At 69.6% G+C, this 17,902-nt stretch carries 19 protein-coding genes; 7 read left to right on the top strand and 12 right to left on the bottom strand.

What is annotated here, in order from left to right:
* Positions 1 to 3: 3 nt before the first annotated feature.
* Positions 4 to 432, bottom strand: a complete 429-nt coding sequence (locus ACZ48X_RS20670; protein ID WP_336350607.1) for a DUF3054 domain-containing protein — start codon at positions 430 to 432, stop codon at positions 4 to 6.
* Between the two features lie 84 nt (positions 433 to 516).
* Between ACZ48X_RS20670 and ACZ48X_RS20665 the strand changes: the two genes are divergently transcribed.
* The gene (locus ACZ48X_RS20665; protein ID WP_336350608.1) at positions 517 to 1,899 is read left to right on the top strand and encodes a hypothetical protein; all 1,383 of its coding nucleotides are present in this window, start codon (positions 517 to 519) and stop codon (positions 1,897 to 1,899) included.
* 56 nt (positions 1,900 to 1,955) lie between these two features.
* Here the strand turns inward: ACZ48X_RS20665 and ACZ48X_RS20660 are convergent, their stop codons facing one another.
* Positions 1,956 to 3,389, bottom strand: a complete 1,434-nt coding sequence (locus ACZ48X_RS20660; protein WP_336350609.1) for an aldehyde dehydrogenase family protein — start codon at positions 3,387 to 3,389, stop codon at positions 1,956 to 1,958.
* A gap of 351 nt (positions 3,390 to 3,740) precedes the next feature.
* On the opposite strand from ACZ48X_RS20660, the gene ACZ48X_RS20655 reads away from it, so the two are divergent.
* Positions 3,741 to 3,953 carry a hypothetical protein gene (locus ACZ48X_RS20655; protein ID WP_336350610.1) on the top strand — a complete coding sequence of 71 codons (213 nt, stop codon included), beginning with the start codon at positions 3,741 to 3,743 and terminating at the stop codon, positions 3,951 to 3,953.
* A gap of 48 nt (positions 3,954 to 4,001) precedes the next feature.
* On the opposite strand, the gene ACZ48X_RS20650 is transcribed toward ACZ48X_RS20655, so the two are convergent.
* The gene (locus ACZ48X_RS20650; RefSeq protein ID WP_336350611.1) at positions 4,002 to 4,979 is read right to left on the bottom strand and encodes an aldo/keto reductase; all 978 of its coding nucleotides are present in this window, start codon (positions 4,977 to 4,979) and stop codon (positions 4,002 to 4,004) included.
* Positions 4,980 to 5,119: 140 nt separating this feature from the next.
* On the opposite strand from ACZ48X_RS20650, the gene ACZ48X_RS20645 reads away from it, so the two are divergent.
* Positions 5,120 to 5,740, top strand: coding sequence for a PKD domain-containing protein (locus tag ACZ48X_RS20645; protein WP_336350612.1), 621 nt, complete (start codon positions 5,120 to 5,122; stop codon positions 5,738 to 5,740).
* Between the two features lie 19 nt (positions 5,741 to 5,759).
* Here ACZ48X_RS20645 and ACZ48X_RS20640 read toward each other — a convergent pair whose 3' ends face one another.
* Genes ACZ48X_RS20640 through ACZ48X_RS20630 form a run of 3 tightly spaced genes read right to left on the bottom strand, consistent with a single transcriptional unit; the run spans position 5,760 to position 9,590 of the window.
* Entirely contained in the window at positions 5,760 to 6,830 is a 1,071-nt protein-coding gene (locus ACZ48X_RS20640; protein ID WP_336350613.1) for an ABC transporter permease, read from the bottom strand.
* Position 6,831: 1 nt separating this feature from the next.
* Positions 6,832 to 8,667: an ABC transporter permease gene (locus ACZ48X_RS20635; protein WP_336350614.1), complete on the bottom strand. Its 1,836-nt coding sequence runs from the start codon at positions 8,665 to 8,667 to the stop codon at positions 6,832 to 6,834.
* Positions 8,664 to 9,590: an ABC transporter ATP-binding protein gene (locus ACZ48X_RS20630; protein ID WP_336350615.1), complete on the bottom strand. Its 927-nt coding sequence runs from the start codon at positions 9,588 to 9,590 to the stop codon at positions 8,664 to 8,666. Before ACZ48X_RS20630 ends, ACZ48X_RS20635 begins: the two co-directional genes overlap by 4 nt.
* A gap of 177 nt (positions 9,591 to 9,767) precedes the next feature.
* On the opposite strand from ACZ48X_RS20630, the gene ACZ48X_RS20625 reads away from it, so the two are divergent.
* Positions 9,768 to 10,208, top strand: coding sequence for an SRPBCC family protein (locus ACZ48X_RS20625; protein WP_336350616.1), 441 nt, complete (start codon positions 9,768 to 9,770; stop codon positions 10,206 to 10,208).
* A 24-nt stretch (positions 10,209 to 10,232) separates the two neighbouring features.
* Here the strand turns inward: ACZ48X_RS20625 and ACZ48X_RS20620 are convergent, their stop codons facing one another.
* Positions 10,233 to 10,646, bottom strand: coding sequence for a DoxX family protein (locus tag ACZ48X_RS20620; RefSeq protein WP_336350617.1), 414 nt, complete (start codon positions 10,644 to 10,646; stop codon positions 10,233 to 10,235).
* 144 nt (positions 10,647 to 10,790) lie between these two features.
* Here ACZ48X_RS20620 and ACZ48X_RS20615 point away from each other — a divergent pair, with 144 nt between their 5' ends.
* The 3 genes from ACZ48X_RS20615 (at position 10,791) to ACZ48X_RS20605 (ending at position 13,276) form a co-directional block, all read left to right on the top strand.
* A complete protein-coding gene (locus ACZ48X_RS20615; RefSeq protein WP_336350618.1) occupies positions 10,791 to 11,150 on the top strand; it encodes a winged helix-turn-helix transcriptional regulator in 360 nt (119 codons plus the stop codon).
* A gap of 121 nt (positions 11,151 to 11,271) precedes the next feature.
* Positions 11,272 to 12,267, top strand: coding sequence for a tyrosine--tRNA ligase (locus ACZ48X_RS20610; RefSeq protein ID WP_336350619.1), 996 nt, complete (start codon positions 11,272 to 11,274; stop codon positions 12,265 to 12,267).
* 67 nt (positions 12,268 to 12,334) lie between these two features.
* On the top strand, positions 12,335 to 13,276 hold the full coding sequence (locus tag ACZ48X_RS20605) for a biotin--[acetyl-CoA-carboxylase] ligase (RefSeq protein ID WP_336350620.1): 942 nt from the start codon (positions 12,335 to 12,337) through the stop codon (positions 13,274 to 13,276).
* A gap of 122 nt (positions 13,277 to 13,398) precedes the next feature.
* On the opposite strand, the gene ACZ48X_RS20600 is transcribed toward ACZ48X_RS20605, so the two are convergent.
* The 5 genes from ACZ48X_RS20600 to hflX all read right to left on the bottom strand — a co-directional run bounded on the left by ACZ48X_RS20600 (position 13,399) and on the right by hflX (position 17,730).
* Positions 13,399 to 13,536 (bottom strand): hypothetical protein, encoded by a 138-nt coding sequence (locus tag ACZ48X_RS20600; RefSeq protein ID WP_336350621.1) that lies wholly within the window; start codon positions 13,534 to 13,536, stop codon positions 13,399 to 13,401.
* The gene (locus tag ACZ48X_RS20595; protein WP_336350622.1) at positions 13,536 to 13,976 is read right to left on the bottom strand and encodes a universal stress protein; all 441 of its coding nucleotides are present in this window, start codon (positions 13,974 to 13,976) and stop codon (positions 13,536 to 13,538) included. The genes ACZ48X_RS20600 and ACZ48X_RS20595 overlap by 1 nt, the downstream gene beginning before the upstream one ends.
* Before the next feature lie 88 nt (positions 13,977 to 14,064).
* Complete coding sequence (locus tag ACZ48X_RS20590; protein ID WP_336350623.1) at positions 14,065 to 15,114, bottom strand: amidohydrolase family protein; 1,050 nt, start codon at positions 15,112 to 15,114, stop codon at positions 14,065 to 14,067.
* Positions 15,111 to 16,349, bottom strand: a complete 1,239-nt coding sequence (locus tag ACZ48X_RS20585) for an HD domain-containing protein (protein WP_336350624.1) — start codon at positions 16,347 to 16,349, stop codon at positions 15,111 to 15,113. The genes ACZ48X_RS20590 and ACZ48X_RS20585 overlap by 4 nt, the downstream gene beginning before the upstream one ends.
* Positions 16,350 to 16,431: 82 nt before the next feature.
* The gene (gene hflX, locus ACZ48X_RS20580; protein ID WP_336350625.1) at positions 16,432 to 17,730 is read right to left on the bottom strand and encodes a GTPase HflX; all 1,299 of its coding nucleotides are present in this window, start codon (positions 17,728 to 17,730) and stop codon (positions 16,432 to 16,434) included.
* Positions 17,731 to 17,902: the final 172 nt, after the last annotated feature.

The following is a 17,902-nucleotide window of genomic DNA, read 5'->3' as shown; positions in this document are numbered from 1 at the left end:
CGGTCAGGCGCGCGCACCGAGTCGCGAGACGACGAGTGGTCGGACGACGCCGAGCGCGAGCGACCCGAGGCCCATCATGACGAGCGCGAACGAGAGCGGAGAGTCGCCGGCGAGGTAGCTGGTTCCGCGGAGCGTGAGGCCGATGCCGGCGCCACCGAGCCACGCGCCGACGGTGAGCTTCGCGGTGTCGACACCGCCGGCGAACGCGCGGTCGCCGTACGCGCCGACGAGCGCGGCGACGAGGAACCACCCGAGGAGGAACGGCGCTGCCGTCACGAGCACGCGACCCGGGTTCCCGACGACGTCCACGGCGTGCCGGAGTTCCCCGGCGAGGACGAGCGCGAGCAGCGTCGCGACGTCCGCCGCCGCGAGCTTTCCGACGGCCGACAACCCCACCGACCTCGCGTCGAGCGTCCGAGCGAGTACGTTCATGTGAGGGCCATGCGACCGCTGGGGCAAGACTCCCTCGGTCGCGTCGCCAAAGACACTTATTCGTGGAGACACGTCGACTCGAGTATGTGTCCCCAGAAGCGACGCGACCTCCTCGGGCTCGCCGGCGCGACCGCGACATCGCTCGCGGCCGGCTGTCTCTCCACGGGCGAGGGCGAGTTCAACGATTCAGCGACGACTGACGACCAGACGACGGAGACAGACGCGGTGGCTGGCAGTGGCGATGCGACCGCGACCGTCGACGGCGAGTTCGCGGCGACGACGTGGCTACCGGAACCGGACGCTTTCGGGTACGATAGCGCGTACATGGGCTTCGCGGGCGACCTGAACGCGCTCCGGGACGCCGACGTCACTGACGCGGCAATGGCTCGGACGGCGGACACCTTCCTCCCGTTGCGCGGGCAGGTCCTCTCCCCGGAGGACGTCGTGGAGCTGGCGACGGTCCAGGACGTGGCGACCGCGTGCACGTTCGACCTCGCCCCGGCGACGGTGCGCGACCGGATCCGAGCGGTGCGGCCCGATTGGGGTACGCCGACGGCGACGCCAACCGCCGGCGCCGGCACACCCAGCGGCGACGACGATACCGACCCAGAAACAGAGACGGGCTCGGGCGAATCGGGCGTCACCCGCATCGACGCTCCCGATGGCTACGAGGGATACGAGACCGCCATCGGCGTGTACTGGCTCGGCGGCGACCACCTCCTGTACGGTCCGGATCGACGACTGGTGCAGACGATGGTCGACGCGCACTCGGGTGACGTCGACCGGTACGCCGCGAACGCCGACGTCGACGCCGTGCTGGAAGCCACCGGGGAGGTGGACTTGCTCGCGGTCGCCGCACGGAGTCAGCGAGCCGTCGCGGACGCGGCAGCGTTCGGGTACGGCTGGCGGTTCGGCGACGACGTGGCACTCGCCGCACCGTTCGCGTTCCCGGACGACGACGCGACCGACCCGAGCGCGGTCGCACAGCTCTCGGACATGGCCGGCTTCACCGACTACGGCAACTTCGACGTGGAGACGACGGGGCGAGTCGTCACGCTCACCGCGAACCTCTCCGTCTCCGAGTTCGACCTCCTGCAGCGCGACGACGGCGGCCGTACCGCGACCGGCGGGAGCATGCCTCAGGTGTCGTTCGCGTTCGAGGCGAACCGCGGGAAGGACGGCGAGTGGGACGGCGGCGAGGACGAACGCGTCGTCGTCACGCACCAGGGCGGCGACAGCATCGCCCTCGCGAACGTCGCGCTGCACTACGAGGGGTCGGACGTCGCCAAGTCGGACGTGTTCGCGTCCACGAAACCCGCCGGCGACACGTGGGCCGGGGGCGGCGAGTGGACGCTACGGGTCGACGCGGCCGGCGCGGACTTCGAGTCGGGCGCGACGCTCCAGGTGGTCTGGACGAGCGACGACGGGAGCCGGTCCGCGGTCATCGCGATGTTCCAGCTGCCCTGAGAAACGAGCGGTCGTCGAGAACGAGTTCGGTGCGAGACGGCGCACCGCGTGGCTGCTTACAGGATGATGCTCTTCTTGCGGACGAACGCGTGGATGCTGGCGTCGATGCCTTCGCGGCCGATGCCGGAGTCCTTGTTCCCGCCGAAGGGGATGTCGCCGAGGCCGTGACTGGGCGCGCCGTTGATGCGGACGCCGCCGGCGTCGATGGCGTTCGCCATCCGCATCGCGCGGTCGTGGTCCGCCGTGAAGACGGCGGCGTCGAGCGCGAGGTCGTTCCCGTTCGCGAGGTCGAGCGCGTCAGCCTCGCTCTCGAACTTCGTGACGGCCGCCACCGGCCCGAACTGCTCCTCGTGGACGATGCGCGCGTCGTGGGGCACGTCCGCGAGGAGCGTCGGCTCGTAGAAGTTCCCGTCGCGCTCGCCGCCGCGGACGAGCGTCGCGCCCTTCTCCACGGCGTCCTGCACGAGTTCGTCGACCCACTCCGCCTGGTCCTCGCTGATGAGCGGCCCGAGCGCGGTGTCCTCGTCGAAGAGGTCGCCGATCGGCCACTCGTCCATCTGGCCCTCGATCTTCGCGACGATCTCGTCGTGGACGTCCTCGTGCGCGAGGACGCGCGAGACCGCCGAGCAGCGCTGGCCGGCGTACTTCAGCGAGCCCTTGGTCGCGGCGGCCGCGGCGGCGTCCAGGTCGGCGTCCGGGAACACGATCTCGGGGGCGTTCCCGCCGAGTTCCATGTGGAGGTTCACCATCCCGGACTCCTTCGCGACGTGCTTGCCGGCGCCGCTGGAGCCGGTCATCGCGATGGCGTTGATGCGGTCGTCGCCGGCGAGCACGTCGCCGATGTCGCTCGCGGACCCGGCGACGTAGTTGAACGCGCCCTCGTGGGGCAGGTCGACCTCGCTGATGACCTCCGCGAGGATGGCCGCCGAGATCGGCGTCTTGCTCGCGGGCTTGAGGACGATGGCGTTCCCGGCGGCGAGCGCGGGCGCGACCTGGAGCGCGGTCGTCGCCAGGGGATAGTTGTACGGCGTGATGCACAGCACCGCGCCGATGGGTTCGTGCTTCACGATGGCCTCCCAGCCCTCGTGGCCGGCGGTGGTGCCCTCGCGGTACTGGCCTTTCATATGCCGGATCTCCTCGGCGGCGCGGCGGAAGCGTTCGGCGGCGGAGTCGACCTCGCCGCGCGCGCTCGATATCGGCTTCCCGGCTTCGCGGACGATGACTTCCGCGAGTTCCTCCTTTCGTGCTTCGAGGCCGTCGGCGATCTCGTTCATCCAGCCGGCGCGCTCGACGACGGTGGTCTCGCGCATCGCGGGCTTGGCTGCCTGGGCGGCCGCGAGCGCGTCGCGGGCCTGTGCGGGCGTGGCCGAGGTGACCTCGGCGAACGTGCCACCGTCGGCGAGGTCGGTGACGGTGAGGCGTTTCTCGCCGCCGAGCCATTCGCCGTCGACGTACACGCGTTCACGTCGCTGTGCTGCGGTGGTTTCCATGGTAGAACACTGCACCCCCAGATGCAAAAGATTTACTCAAGGCCGAAATAACGGGGCTGTGATCGGGAGTAAATGCAGGTAGCACGCTCAGAAACGCGTTTCACGGGGAATCACGGCGATGCGAACGAACCCGTTCATCGTCCTCGACGGCGTACAGACGCCGAGGCGGCGGGCGAACGCGGCTCTCTGGACGCAACCGCCAGTAAACGACACCCGTCGCCGACGAGGCGACCACCTGCACGTCGACGCCCGCCTGGCGACCAACTGGGGCGCGTCGGCACCTTCGCGACCAACGAAGGCTCGCCGCCGGGCTAGCGACTAACTGTCTCCCCACCCAACCGAAGAACGACGATGGAGGTGCCAGACGACGCACCCGAGGACTGTCCCGTCTGCGACCGACCGTACGACTCCGTGAGCGAGCACGACGCCGGCGTCATGGTGAACCTCCTCGACAACGAACGCTACCAGCGCGTGTGCTTCGAGCCGCGACCGGGCGGACGACTCTGGTTCTTCCATCATACGCACGCCCAGACCGCAACCGCCGAGGACCCCTACTCGGACTGACCGTCAGCGACCCGGACCGACCGAGACCGGCCCGGGCCGCAGTCACCGTCACTCGTGCCCGGACACCCGCACCGGCTCGTACGGCTCCTCGAGGTACGCGACGTCGCTCGCCGAGAGACTCACCGACTCGAGCGCCTCCACCGCGTCCTCGAGGTGCTCGACGCTCGTCGTCCCGACGATGGGCGCGTCCACGTGGTCCTTCTCGAACAGCCACGCGAGCGCGATCTGCGCCATCTTCACGCCCTTCTCCGCGGCGAGTTCCTGCACGCGCTCGTTCACCTCGACACCGCCGCCCTCGTCGTACGGATGCCGGCGCGCGTGCTCCTCGTTCTCGCCGCGCGTCGTCGTCTCGAACTCGTCGTGCGGTCGCGTGAGCCACCCGCGCGCGAGCGGACTCCACGGCATGACGCCCACGCCCCGCTTCTCGCAGAACGGGAGCATCTCGCGCTCCTCCTCGCGATACGAGAGGTTGTAGTGGTTCTGCATCGTCGCGAACGACTCCAGCCCCAGCGAGTCGCTCGCGTGGAGCGCGTCCGCGAACTGGTGGGTCCACATCGAGGACGCACCGATGTTGCGGACCTTCCCGCGTCGGACGGCGTCGTCGAGCGCGCGCAGCGTCTCCTCGATCGGAGTGTCGTAATCCCAGCGGTGGATCTGGTAGAGGTCGATGGTGTCCATCCCGAGCCGGTCGAGGCTGTTCTCCAACTCCTGCTCGATGGCCTTCCGGGACAGCCCGCCCGAGTTCGGGTCGTCCTCGTCCATCTGGAAGTAGCACTTCGTCGCGACCACCGCCTCCTCGCGGCGCCCCTCGAGTGCGTCGCCGAGGACGCGTTCGCTCTCGCCCGCCGAGTACATGTTCGCGGTGTCGAAGAAGTTGATACCGAGGTCGAGCGCCCGGTCGACGAGTTCCTTGCCCTCCTCGGGGTCGAGGACCCACGGCCGCCAGTCGCTGTCCCCGAAGCTCATGCAACCGAGGCAGATGCGGGACACCTCGACGCCGGTGCTGCCGAGTGTGGTGTACTCCATGCCGGACGCGACGACGCCCGGCCACTAAGACCTACGCCCCCCGGCGAACCAGCGGCGCGCACGCGGTGACTCGGTGAGCGGCGACCATCGCACCCGTTCGTGTCGATAGGTTGAAGACAAGGACGGCGGGATACGGGAGTATGCGCACCCCGACCGCCGTCCTGGTCGCAGTCGCGCTCGTCGCCGCCGCCGTCTCCGGCGCCGGAATCGCCGGCGCAGCGACTGGGGACGCGCTCGCTGCCGACGCGACCCCGACCGCATCCGTGGACGACACGACCGCCCCAGCATCCGTGGACGACACGACCGCCCTCCAGTCCACCGCCGTCGCCACGCCGGAGAACCTCAGCGTCCGCGTGAAGACGCCGCGTACCATCGCGAAGAACGTCACGCAGAACTACTCCGTCGCCGTCGACGGCGCCGACGGGAACGTCACCGCTACGTGGACGTTCGACCGTGAGGCGGCGAACGGGACCGACGGCGTGACGAAGAACGGCACGGCCGTCCAGCACACGTGGGCCGACGGCGGGAACGCGACCATCACCGTGACCGTCGTCGACGAGTCCGGCGCGTCCGTCACGAAGGAACTCACCGTGACGGTCGTCGAGTACGGGAGCGCGGACGACGACCCGGCCGGGTCGACGCCGTTCCGCTTCGTCGGGTCGATGATCGTCATGGTACTCGCGATGGTCCTCCTCCCCGCGGTCCTCTACCTGTTCGTGCTCCCGACGGCGATGACGTACCTGACCGACGAGTTCTCCTGACGCGGCGCGTCGGGCGCGGTCAGATTCGCTCCGGGTCCATTCGCCCGACGAGCAGCCGCACGACGACGTACGCTGCCAGTCCCAGGAGGACGTACAGGACCGCGAACGCGATGGTCGTCCGACTCGTCGTCCCGATGGCGAGGCGCGCGACCGTGTTCGCCGGATGCTCCGGGAGCAACCCGCCGAGGGTCGCCGCGCCGATGATGCCCGTCGAGTACAGGAACTGCGCCTGCCGGCGGTCCGACGACCAGAGCGCGATGCCGACGCCGAACGCGACCACCGCGAGCGACAGGCCCGTGACGAGGAGGACGAGCAGCGAGACGTTCCGGACCTCCGTTCCGTTGACGCCGAGGAGGACGAGCCAGGCGAGCGCCTGCACCGGTGCGAGGCTCGCGGTCGCGAACAGCTTCGAGTCCACGATGTCGCCCATGGAGACCGGCGCGACCCGGAGGAGTTCGAGCGTCCCGCGCTGGGATTCCTCCGTGAGCGAGTCCACCGCGATGGAGCCGCTGATGAACACCGGCAGGAACATCAGGAGCGGGACGAGCACGGTGTACGTGAACCCGTAGTACGGACTGCCGCCGGAGCGCACCGGGACGTGTAGCGGCGGTGCGGCGAGGTCGTCGCGGTACTCGAGGCGGAGTCGATGTTCGAGTTCCTCCATCCCTTCGCGTATCTGGACGACCGCTATCGTCGTCCGGATGTTCTCCTCCGGCACCATCGCTCGCACCCTGAGTGTCCCGTTCACCGTCTCGTTCGAGACCAGGACTGCGTCCACCTCCCGGTCCTGGAACGCGTCCAGTGCGGTCGCCGAGTCGGGGTACCGGCGGACGACGACGCCCTCGTCGTCGCCGAGGACGGCGCCGATCTCGTCGCTGCCGTCGCCCGCGAGTCCGACGCCGAGCTGGTAGGTCTGCCCGGCGCCCGGGTCGTACAGGGAGACGAGGCCGACGACGAGGAACGACGAGAACGACGCGACGAACAGCTGGATGAGGAGCGCGAGGACGATGGTCTTCTCCGAGCGAAGGGCGGCGAGTTCGCGCTTCGCGATGGCGAGTCGCGCGCCCGAGGACCCCGAGTCGTCGCTCATCTCAAGCCACCCCCGACCGAAGGCCGATGACGAGCCCGTTGTACCCGAGGTGGACGAACACCGCGGTGAGGAACGCGAGCGCGTACGTCGTCCGACCCTTCTGCGCCCCTATCGCGGAGATGGTGGCGGTGAGGACGTGCAGTCCGAGCGGGAGGAAGAGGAGCGCGAGCACGAGCAGCGGCGACGCGTCGGTCGGAACGGTCGTGAACGCGGCGCGCCCGTACTCGACGTTCCCCATCCCGACGAGCTGGACGACGAGCGTCGCCTTCTCCGCGAGGAAGAATCCGACGCCTGCGGCGACGCCGACGCCGACCGCGGCGAGCGTCGAGTTCTCGAAGCGGTCGTGCGTGAACCCCGCGTAGCTCGCGAGGCTCTTCGCGAGCTCCTCGACGACCGCGATGGCGGCGAGGAGCAGCGGGAGGGCGACGACGCTCGGGATGGGGAAGACGACGGCGATGACGAGGAGTTCCGCGACGAACACGAACGGGAGCGCGGCCATGGTGACGGCGGCGACGGACTTCTTCGAGTGCACGAACGTCGCGACCGCGTCCAGCGCCTTCGCGCCGAGGCGCTTCTGCGTGAACATGTCCTCCTCGCGGTAGACGCTCGCGCCGACCGCGAACAGGACGAGCGCGGCGAGGTAGAACGGGCCCGTGGAGTACAGGTACTCGACGGTCGTGAACCCGACGTCGCGGAGGTGCCGGACGACCAGCGTGAGTGGACTGATGAGCGCGATGGGCGTGATGTCCGAGAAGATCGCGGGGACGAACACGTACGCGGTGAGGAACACGGAGACGGCGATGGTGACGAACGTGAGTTCCTTGAACGACCGCGCGAACATCCCGCCGACGAACGTCGCGGCGAGGAACAGGAGCGCGATGGGCGTCACCGCGGCGAGGATGGGTGGGACCGCGGCGAGACTGTAGGGGTCGCCACCGACGACGACCGCGATGCCCGCGCACACCGCGAGCAGCGCGGCGAAGTACGGGAGGGTCTTCCCGGCGATTATGTCACCGCGGGTCACCGGGGAGACGAGCATGAGTTCCCCGCGGCGGTTCACGCGCTCGTTGATGATCGTGCTCCCGTACGCCTGCACGACGAAGTTCATCGGGACGATGAACAGGAACGCGAGGACGAGCGACTGGAACGGGAACGGCGGGGAGAGCGCCCCCGGCGTCCCGGTCGTATCCGACCCGCCGGCGCCGCTACCGACGCTCGGTGCACGAACCGGTCCGTCGTCGCCGCCGCCGAGGCCGCCCCCGATGCCGCCGCCGGCCCCGCCGCCGCTCGCACCACCACCGCCGCCGGCTCCGTCGCCGCCTGCGTCCCCGCCGGCACCACCGCCCCCGTCGTTCCCGCCGCCGTCGACGCCGGGTAACGGCTGGGAGACGCGCTCGACGTACTGGAGCGTCACGACGACCGGGAACGCCGCGTACTCCTCGGATTCCCCGCGGTCCACCTGCGCCGCGAGACTGCGGTCGTTGTACTGGCGGATCGCAGTCCGTAACTCGTCGTACGCGGCCGCGCCCTTCCGCGTGTCCGCCTGCTGGAACTGGCCGTTCCGAACGAGGACGGAGACGTCGTCGCCCAGCTCCCCCCTGGGCGACCCGGCGACCAGGCGCTCGTTCTGCTGGACGACGTCGTAGTACGGACTCGATTCGTCGACGCCGACGCGATAGATGCCCTCGTCGAGACTCACGTCCGAGACGAGCGCCGGCCCCGCCGCGATACCGACGGCGAGGACGAGGACGGCGAACGCGACGGTCGTCCGGTCGAGCGTCCCGGCGCTCTTCGTGACCTCCCAGCGCGCGATGCGGAGCGTCTTCCGTAGCTTCACGTCTCGACCTCTTGGGTCGGGCGTTCCGCCTCGGGTTCGCGCGCGGACTCGACGCGCTCGCCGGCGATGTCGAGGAAGATGTCCTCCAGGCTCGGGTCCTCGGTCTGGATGTCGACGACGCGCCCGCCGTCGGCCTGGGCCTCCCGACGCACGCGTTCGACGGCGTCCATGTCGCCGACGACGACCTGATAGTGGTCCTCGTCGTCGTCGTGCGCTGCGTCCCGCACCGGGACGTCCGTGTACACGTGGTACGCGGTCTGGCCGTGTTCGTCGCGTATCTCGTCGAGCGTCCCTCTGGCGATGATGTCGCCGTGGTTCATCACGATGAGGCGGTCGCAGATGGACTCGACGTGGTAGAGGTTGTGCGCGCTGAACACGATGGTCTTCCCGTCGTCGGCGAGCTCGCGCGTGAACTCGATGATGTAGTTCGTCGTGAGCGGGTCCAGGCCCGACGCCGGTTCGTCGTAGATGAGGACGTCCGGGTCGTTCACGAGCGACCGCGCGATGGCGACCTTGCGCTTCATGCCCTTGCTCATGTCGCCGATGCGTCGCTCGCGGTGCTCGAGGTCGAGACGGTCGAGGGCCTCCTCGATGCGCTCGCGTGCGGTCTCGGTCGGGACGTCGTAGAGGTCCGCGAAGAACTCGAGGTAGCCGTGCGCGGTCATCTCCTCGTACAGCGGCGACTCCTCTGGGAGGAACCCGAGGTTCCGACGCATGTCGAGGCTCCCGGCGGACGCGCCGGCGATCTCGACGTCCCCACTCGTCGGTTCGACGAGGCCGGCGAGCATCTTGAGCGTGGTCGTCTTCCCGGCGCCGTTCGGGCCCACCACCCCGAACACCTCGCCGCGGTCGACCTCGAACGTGCTGCCGTCGACGGCGACGAAGCCGTCGTACGCCTTCCGCAGGTCGTCCACCCGGATCATTCGTTAGGTCGAGTCTGGGGTCGAATACAGGTTAAGCTTCTGGGCACCTCACCGCTCGATTCGACGGTCGAGGCGGACGCGTCTCGTGATTGCCGGCCGACAGCTAGCGTGTCTGGACGGCGACAGGTCGGGTGGTGGACCCGGACCGTCTTGGGCGTCGCGCCCGACGACTCGCGCATGAAGAGTCGGGTGCGCGTCGAGCGCGGCGAGTCGGGTCGACGGTACGCGGTGAGTCGCGAGTACGCGGTTCCCCCTGAGCGAGCGTGGACGGTCCTCGCTGAGACCGCGCACTGGCCGACGTGGGGGCCGACCGTCTCCGCGGTCCGCCCCGCGGACGCGACCGTCAAAGAGGGGCTGACCGGCGAGGCCCAGGTCCTCGGCGGCCCGTGGGTGCCCTTCGAGGTGACCGCGGTCGAAGGGGACGCGGACGGCGACGTCCGCCGGTGGACGTGGTCCGTCGCGCGGATTCCCGCGACCGGCCACCGCGTCGAGCGCGTTCACCGCGACGCGGGTGGTGACGGCTGCCGCGTGGTCTTCGAGGTGCCGTTGCTCGCCGGCGGCTACGTCCCGGTGTGTCAACGCGCGCTCGCCGCGCTCGCGACCGAGTTCGAAGAATGACGAGGTCGAGCCGTCAGGCCGCGTTCAGAGCCCGACGCCGGCCGCGTACGCCCACTCCTGGCCCGCGAGCGCGAGCACGAGCAGGCTGGCGCCGAGGAGGCCGACGTTCTTGAGGAACCCCGTCATCTCGTCCTGGACCTGGTCGTCGGGGACCGCCCAGAAGTCGTGCATCATCGGCGTGACGACGACGAAGAACGACGCGAGCGCGCCCGCCGCGAGCACGGGGTACGCGCCGAGGGCGAGGAGCACGCCGCCGAACGCGAGCTGGCCGCCCGAGAAGAGGACGGCGGCGCGCGGGAACGGAATGCCCTTCGCCTCGGCGTACGCTGCCATCCCGTCGGGCTGCATGAAGTGGTTCAGACCCATGAACGCGAGGACGCCGCCGAGGAGGACGCGCCCGACGAGGAGCGCGACGCCCTCGACCCCGGTGACGGCCATCAGGCGACCACCTCCGCGGGGGTGGTCGTGCTTCCGAGAAGCGGTGCGTGCAGCGAGCGAACCGATTGTGGTTGCATCACGTTACCTGGTTCGTCAGCGAACCATTTAAGCGGACGCGGACCCGAGGGATACCAGATAACACCGATGTCCTCAGACTCACCGACGACGGTCGCTGCGACGGCGGACGAGGACGACGCGGGCGCATGCCCCGTCGTCGAGACGATCCAACAGATCGGGTCGGAGTGGCGACTCATCGTCCTCCACGACCTCCACGACGGTGAGAAGCGGTTCAACGAACTCAAGCGCTCGACGGACGCGAGCTCGCGGACGCTCAGTCGCGTGCTCGACGACCTCGCGGACCTCGACCTCGTCGAGCGCCGCGTGGAGAGCGACGCCCCCATCGCGACGTACTACAGCCTCACCGAGAAAGGCGGCGCGCTCTGCCCGGTCTTCGACGAGATAGAGACGTGGGCGAACGAGCACGTCGAGAGCTGCCAGGAGTGACGACCTCCGGCCCGGCGCGGGGCACCGCGACCCGACCGTACCCCGAGCGGTCGCCGCACGACCGCTGAAGCGCTAGCACAGGTTGGGAAGGTTCAAAACGCCCGCGCGAGTCCTCCTCGATATGGACACGTACGACCTGATCACGCGGAACGCAGAGGAGGTCGTGACCGAGGAGGAACTCCGAGCGCTCGCCGACGACCCAGAGGGCAAGCGCGTCTACGTCGGCTACGAGCCGAGCGGCGTCCTCCACCTCGGCCACCTCCTGACGGCGAACATGCTCATCGACCTCCAGGACGCCGGGTTCGACGTCGTCGTCCTCCTCGCGGACGTTCACGCGTACCTCAACGACAAGGGGACGTTCGACGAGATAGAGGCGACCGCCGAGGTGATGCGCGAGCAGTTCCTCGCGTACGGCCTCGACCCCGAGCAGACCGAGTTCGTCTTCGGCTCGAGCTACCAGCTCGACGAGGACTACCTGCTGGACCTCCACGAGATGGCGCGGTCGACGACGCTGAACCGCGCGCAGCGCGCGATGGCGGAGATCCAGGGCGGGGAGACCGCGAAGGTCAGTCACGTCGTCTACCCGCTCATGCAGGCGCTGGACATCGAGTACCTCGACCTCGACCTCGCCGTCGGTGGCCTCGACCAGCGGAAGGTCCACATGCTCGCTCGCGAGGAACTCCCGAACGTCGGGTACGAGAGCCGGCCCGCCATCCACACGCCCATCCTCGCGGACCTGACGACGGGCGTCGGGAAGATGTCGTCGAGTTCGGGCGTCACCATCAGCATGGAGGACGACGCGGACGCCCTCGAGGAGAAGGTCAATAGCGCGTACTGTCCGCCGACGCGCGACCCGGAGCCGACCGACGACGGCGAGGAACGCAAGAACCCCGTCCTGGAGCTCTTCCAGTACCACGTGTTCCCGCGGTTCGAGTCGGTGGTCGTCGAACGACCCGACGAGTACGGCGGCGACCTCACGTACGAGGACTACGACTCGCTCGCCGAGGACCTCGACTCGGGCGAACTCCACCCGGCGGACGCGAAGGGAACGCTCGCCGCGTACCTCGACGAACTCATCGCGCCCGGCCGGGAGCGCCTGGAGGAACTGCGGGACTGAACCGCCGTCGAGCTGGACGACGAACGCATCGCGCGCCTTTTTGTCGACGCCACGCGAAGCGCCGGGCATGAACGACACGCGACTGCGGGTGCTTGCCGCGCTCGCGGGCGGGCCAGTCACCGGGCCGGCGCTCGCTGACGCGCTCGACGTCTCCCGTGCGGCGGTCTGGAAGCACGTCGAGGCGCTCCGGGACGCCGGGTTCGAGGTGTCGAGTACCGACGACGGGTATCGACTCGACGCGATCCCCGAGTACGGCGGGTTGGCGGTCGCGCACGAACTGGACGCACCGTACGACGTCGACTACCACGATTCGGTCGGGTCGACGAACGATCGGGCGCGCGACCTCGCGGCGGACGGCGAGCGCGACGTCGCGGTGGTCGCCGCAGAGCAGACGGGGAGTCGCGGGCGTCTCGACCGGGAGTGGTCCGCGCCCCGTGGCGGCGTGTGGACGAGCGTCCTCGTCCGGCCGGACGTCCCGCCCGCGCAGGTCCCGGTGTTCACGCTCGCTGCCGCGGTGGCGACCGCGAACGCGGCGCGCGAGGCCGGCGTCGACGCGGGCATCAAGTGGCCGAACGACGTCCTCGTTCCGACGGAGGACGGTGGCACGCGCAAGCTCGCTGGCGTCCTCACGGAGATGGAGGGCGAGGCGGACCGCGTGTCGTGGCTCGTCGTCGGTATCGGCGCGAACGTCGACGTCGACGCAGCGGACCTCCCCGAGGGTGCGACGAGCGTCGCGATGGAGGGCGGTGTCGCGGACCGCCGAGCGTTCGTCCAACGGGTCCTCGAAGGGTTCCACGATCTGGTCTCCGGCGACCTGGACGCGGTGCTGCCGGCGTGGCGCGAGCGCGCGCTCACGCTCGGCCAGCGGGTGCGCGTCGAGACGCCCGGCGGCGTCGTCGAGGGCGTCGCTCGCGACGTCGAGTTCCCCGGCGCGCTCCTCGTCGAGACCGACGACGGCGTCGAACGCGTCACCGCGGGCGACTGCGAGCATCTGCGCCCGGCGGACTGACTCTTCGAGCATACGGCCGCCGCCAGGCGGCCGTTTCTGTGGTGGACTGACTCTTCGAGCATACGGCCGCCGTCAGGCGGCCGTTTCCGAGTCACCGCGCGAAGCCGGACGCAGCGCGCTCGCTATTGTCTGAGGACGCCGAAGAGGAAGGGGAGCGTTGCGATGCCGGCGAACACGGCGAGGGTCTCGTCGAAGTACGCGAACGCGAGCACCATCGCTACGAGTGTGAACGTCGCGAGCGCCTTCTGCTGGAGGTCCATCACGCGTCGTCACCGACGCGGACCGTCAGCACCGGGACCTGGCACGCGCGGACGACGCGCTCGGCGACGCTCCCGAGCAGCAGTCTGTCGATGCCGCCGCGACCGTGGGTGCCCATGACGACGAGGTCACAGCCCTCCTCTTCGGCGTACCTGACGATCTCGCGACTCGGCGACCCGTCGAGGACGACGGTCTCGACTGGGACGTCCGCGTCGGCGGCGAGTTCGCCGACGCGGTCGAGCGCGCGTTGGCCTTCCTCGCCGAGCATGTCGCGGATGTGCTCCCACGACGTCTCCATCGGCATGCTCGAGTAGCTCGCGGTGTTCACGACGTAGAGCGCGTGCAGGGTCGCGTCGTGCGTTGCGGCCAGCTCGACCGCGTGCTCGACCGCGCGCTCCACGCCGACGGACCCGTCCGTCGGCACCAGGATGTGGTCGTACATCGCCCCGTGGATGGTGATACGATACCATCTATCATGAATCCTCGCCGTAATCGACCCCACGACGACCACCGGCGCGGCTCTCGACACCTCACAGCACGACGCGGTCGACGTCGTCGACCGTCGCGCGCCGCACCACGCCACGGACGACGTCGTGGACGCCGTCGAGGTTGTCGGAGTCCCCGTCGAGTGCGAGGAGCTTCGCGTCCCGACCGGCCTCGACGACGCCGCAGTTCAGGTCCGCGATGTCCGCGCCGTTCGCGGTCGCCATCGCGAGCACCTCGCGGGCGGACAGCGTGGAGAGCTTCGCCGCCCACTCCAGCTCGCGGAACATCGACGGCGCGTTCACCATCGCGTTGTCCGTGCCGAGCGCGAGCGTCGTCCGGTCGTGGAGCGCGTCGATATCAGGGAGTCCGACGTTCAGCGCGGCGTTCGACCGCGGACACACCACCACGGGAACGCCCTTGTCCTCGACGCGGTCCAGGTGGAGGCTCTCTGCGTGCACCATGTGCACGAGGAAGTCCGGGTCCAGGTCCAGCGCCGGATGGACGTCCGACGCGTCCACCTCGCCCGCGTGGATCCCGAACAGCTTCCCCTCGCGTCGCGTCGCGTTCCGCTCCCGGTCGAAGTCCGCGTCGTTCGCGCCGCTCGCCCCGAACCCGTCCGCGCGCTCCATCGCCGCAACTTCCTCGCGCCCGAGCACGACCGACTCGACCGCCGAGTTCGCGCCAGCGCGCTCGATAGCATCGACGCCCTCGACGCCGCCCTCGCGGAACTCGACGTGCGCCGCCGTCCCCGCGCGCTCCATGTACGCGAACGTCCGCCGCATCGCCGCGACGAGCTCCTCCCGGGTCGCCTCGCGGAGCAACCGGTGCTTGAGGCCGTCCGGCGGCGCGACGAGCTCCTCGAGCGTCAGGCCCTCGCCGGCCTCCTTCGCGATGGAATCCCCGATGTGGGTGTGCGCGTTCACGAACGCCGGCAGCACGATGCGGTCGCTCTCCACCGACGCCTCCTCGATAGCCGTTATCTCGCCGTCCTCGAACACCACTCGACCCTCCACGGGCTCGAACTCGCGGCCGCGGAGAACGAGGCCTTCGAGCGTGCCAGACGCGCCCGCGTCGGGCGCCGAGTCTGCGGTCACGCGTCCTCACCCGAGAACGACCCGAGCGTCTCCTGGAGGCCCGACCGGACCTCGGAGACGAGCGCCCCGTCGAGGTCCAGTCCGAGCACGTCCGCGGCGGCCGTCCCGACCGCCTCCGTGTCCTCGGCGGGCGCGTACACGCCGAGGCGCCACTGCGCGCGGTTCGCCGCACGGAGCGCGTCCACGAGCGGCGACTGCTCGTGGAGCACCCTCGCGTCGCCGTTCACGAGCACGCGCGTCGACGACTCCGTCATCTCCGGCTCCCCGGGGACGTCCAGGACGACGTCCGCCTCCGGAACGCCCGCGCGCTCCGCGATCTCGAGCTCGTACCCGCGGACGTCCTCGTGCGCCAGGTCGAGCAAGCTCTCGGGCGTGTCGTCCAGTTCCGCCCAGAGCGCGCGCTTGTGGAGGTCGCGCTCGTCGAACCGGCGCGCGAACGACTCCGTCTCCGGCGTCTCCCGGAGCGCGACCAGGAACCCCGGGTCGTCCATCCGCCGTAGTTCCTCCGCGTCCACGTCCGTCGATTCGAGCAGTCGCTCCGCCGCACGCCGCAACATCGTCTTCGAGATGCGCGTGACGTGATGGTTGTACACCGTCGGAATCATGAGTGCACGCGCCACCAGGAGGCTCTCGGCGGTCTGGACGTTCCCCTCGTCGAGCACGAGGTCGTCGTCCTCGTCGAACGTCAACTCGCGCACCAGCCGCCCGTGGTCGATGGTCCCGTACGGCACGCCCGTGTGGTGAGCGTCCCGAACGAGATAGTCCATCCGGTCGACGTCCAGCTCTCCGGAGACCACCTGCCCGTACTTCCCGTCGCCCGCGACGAGGTCCGCGACGCGAGCGGGCGACAGGTCGTGCTCCCTGAGGACCGCGCCGACCTCGCCGCGCTCGAACAGCTCGTGGACGTCGTCGTGGTACTTCCCCGTCCGGCGATGCGTGAGCGGTTCGAGGTTGTGACTGAACGGCCCGTGCCCGACGTCGTGCAAGAGTGCGGCCGCCTTCACGCGCTTCGCGTTCCGCCCCGCGACGCCGAGGTGGTCGAGCGCCTCGCACGCCAGGTGGTAGACGCCGAGGCTGTGCTCGAAGCGCGTGTGGTTCGCGCTCGGATACACCAGCGACGACGTCCCGAGCTGGACGATGTGCCGCAACCGCTGGACCGCCGGCGTGTCCAGGAGGTCGCGTGCCACCCCACCGACCTCGATGTGGTCGTGGACGCTGTCCTTTATCGTCTTCATGCCCGCCGATTGCGCGGCCTCGTACAAAAAGCAGTAGAATCGTTCGACTGTCGACACCGCCGAACGACGTAGTCGCGAGCGCTCAGACCGCGCCTTCTACGGCGCGGAGGTCCTCGGCGCGCGACCGCGCCTGCTCGACGATAGCTGGCCGTGCCTCGAAGTCCACGAGGACGTCGTCGTCGCCGTACTCGACGTCGTCGACGTTCGCCTCGTCGTGCAGCCACGACACGACGCTCATCGTGTCCTCCGTCATCGGGAGGACGAGCCGCTCGCGCTCCCAGTCCGGGAGTTCCGCGACGATGCGCTCGCGGAGCGCGTCCACGTTCAGGTCCGCGAGCCCGGACACCGCGACCGGGTTCGGCGCGAGCGCGCTGATGGCGTCGCGCTTCCGCTCCAGCTCGCGGTCGTCGACCTCGTCTATCTTGTTCAGGACCGTCACGATAGGCGCCTCGTTGCGCTCGTAGAGCGTGTCGTGACACGTCACGAGCTTCTCGCGTATCTCCTCGACGTCCTCGCTCACGTCCACCACGAGCAACACGAGGTCCGCGCGGTACACGGAGTCGAGCGTCGACTTGAACGACTCGACGAGCCAATGGGGGAGGTCAGAGATAAACCCGACCGTGTCCGTCAGCAGGACGTCGCGGTCCTCGACGTCCGCGCGCCGCGTCGTCGTCCCGAGCGTCGTGAACAGCCGATTCTCGGATTCGGCGGTCGTGTCCAGGTCCGGGTGGAGGTCCTCGTTCTCGTCGACGTCCATGTCCGCCGCGAGCCGCCGGAGGAGCGTCGACTTCCCCGCGTTCGTGTAGCCCGCGAGCGCCACGAGGTCGAACCCGCCCTCGCGGCGACGCTCCCGTCGAGACTGCTCGGTCTGCTCGATGCGTTCGAGCTCGTCTCGGATACGACTGATCTGGTTCTTGATGTCCTGCTCGCGGGACTCGTCGTACTCCCCGAGCCCCATGAACCCAGGGTGCTCGTCGCGCTTCGCGAGACTCGTCTTCGCCTCCGCGCGCGGCAATTCGTACCGGAGCTCCGCGAGCTCGACCTGCAGCTGGGCCTTCCGGGTCTCCGCGCGCTGGCCGAAGATCTCCAGGATGAGCGTGAACCGGTCGAGTATCTCCACGCCCTCCGGGAGCTTCGCGCCGAGGTTGAACGTCTGGTACGGCCCGAGGCTGTTGTCGAACACCACCACCTCGGCGCCGGTCGCCCGAACCTCGGCGGCGAGCTCGTCCGCCTTCCCCTCCCCGAAGTGTAACGCCGGGTCCTCCGTGCGCGTCTGCGTCACCGACCCCACGACCTCGTAGTCCGCCGCACGCGCCAGGTCCAGGATCTCCTCGAGGTCCGCATGGCCTTCGTCCGCGCGCTTCGCGATCACCGCTTTCATCGACGACCCACCCCGGCCTCGTGACGCGACCCCGTCGGCGTCGCGCCGGCAGTCGCTCCTCGCATCTCAAGCAGGGCCGGCCGCCACCTCGATTGTCCGAGTCATACCCGACCGTTGGTCGTCCGCATCCTTGAATCTCTCCCCACCCGTCGCCGACACGAACCGGTCGCCC

The organism is Halorubellus litoreus (genome assembly GCF_055378595.1).
This window is presented reverse-complemented; position numbering and strand designations above follow the sequence as displayed.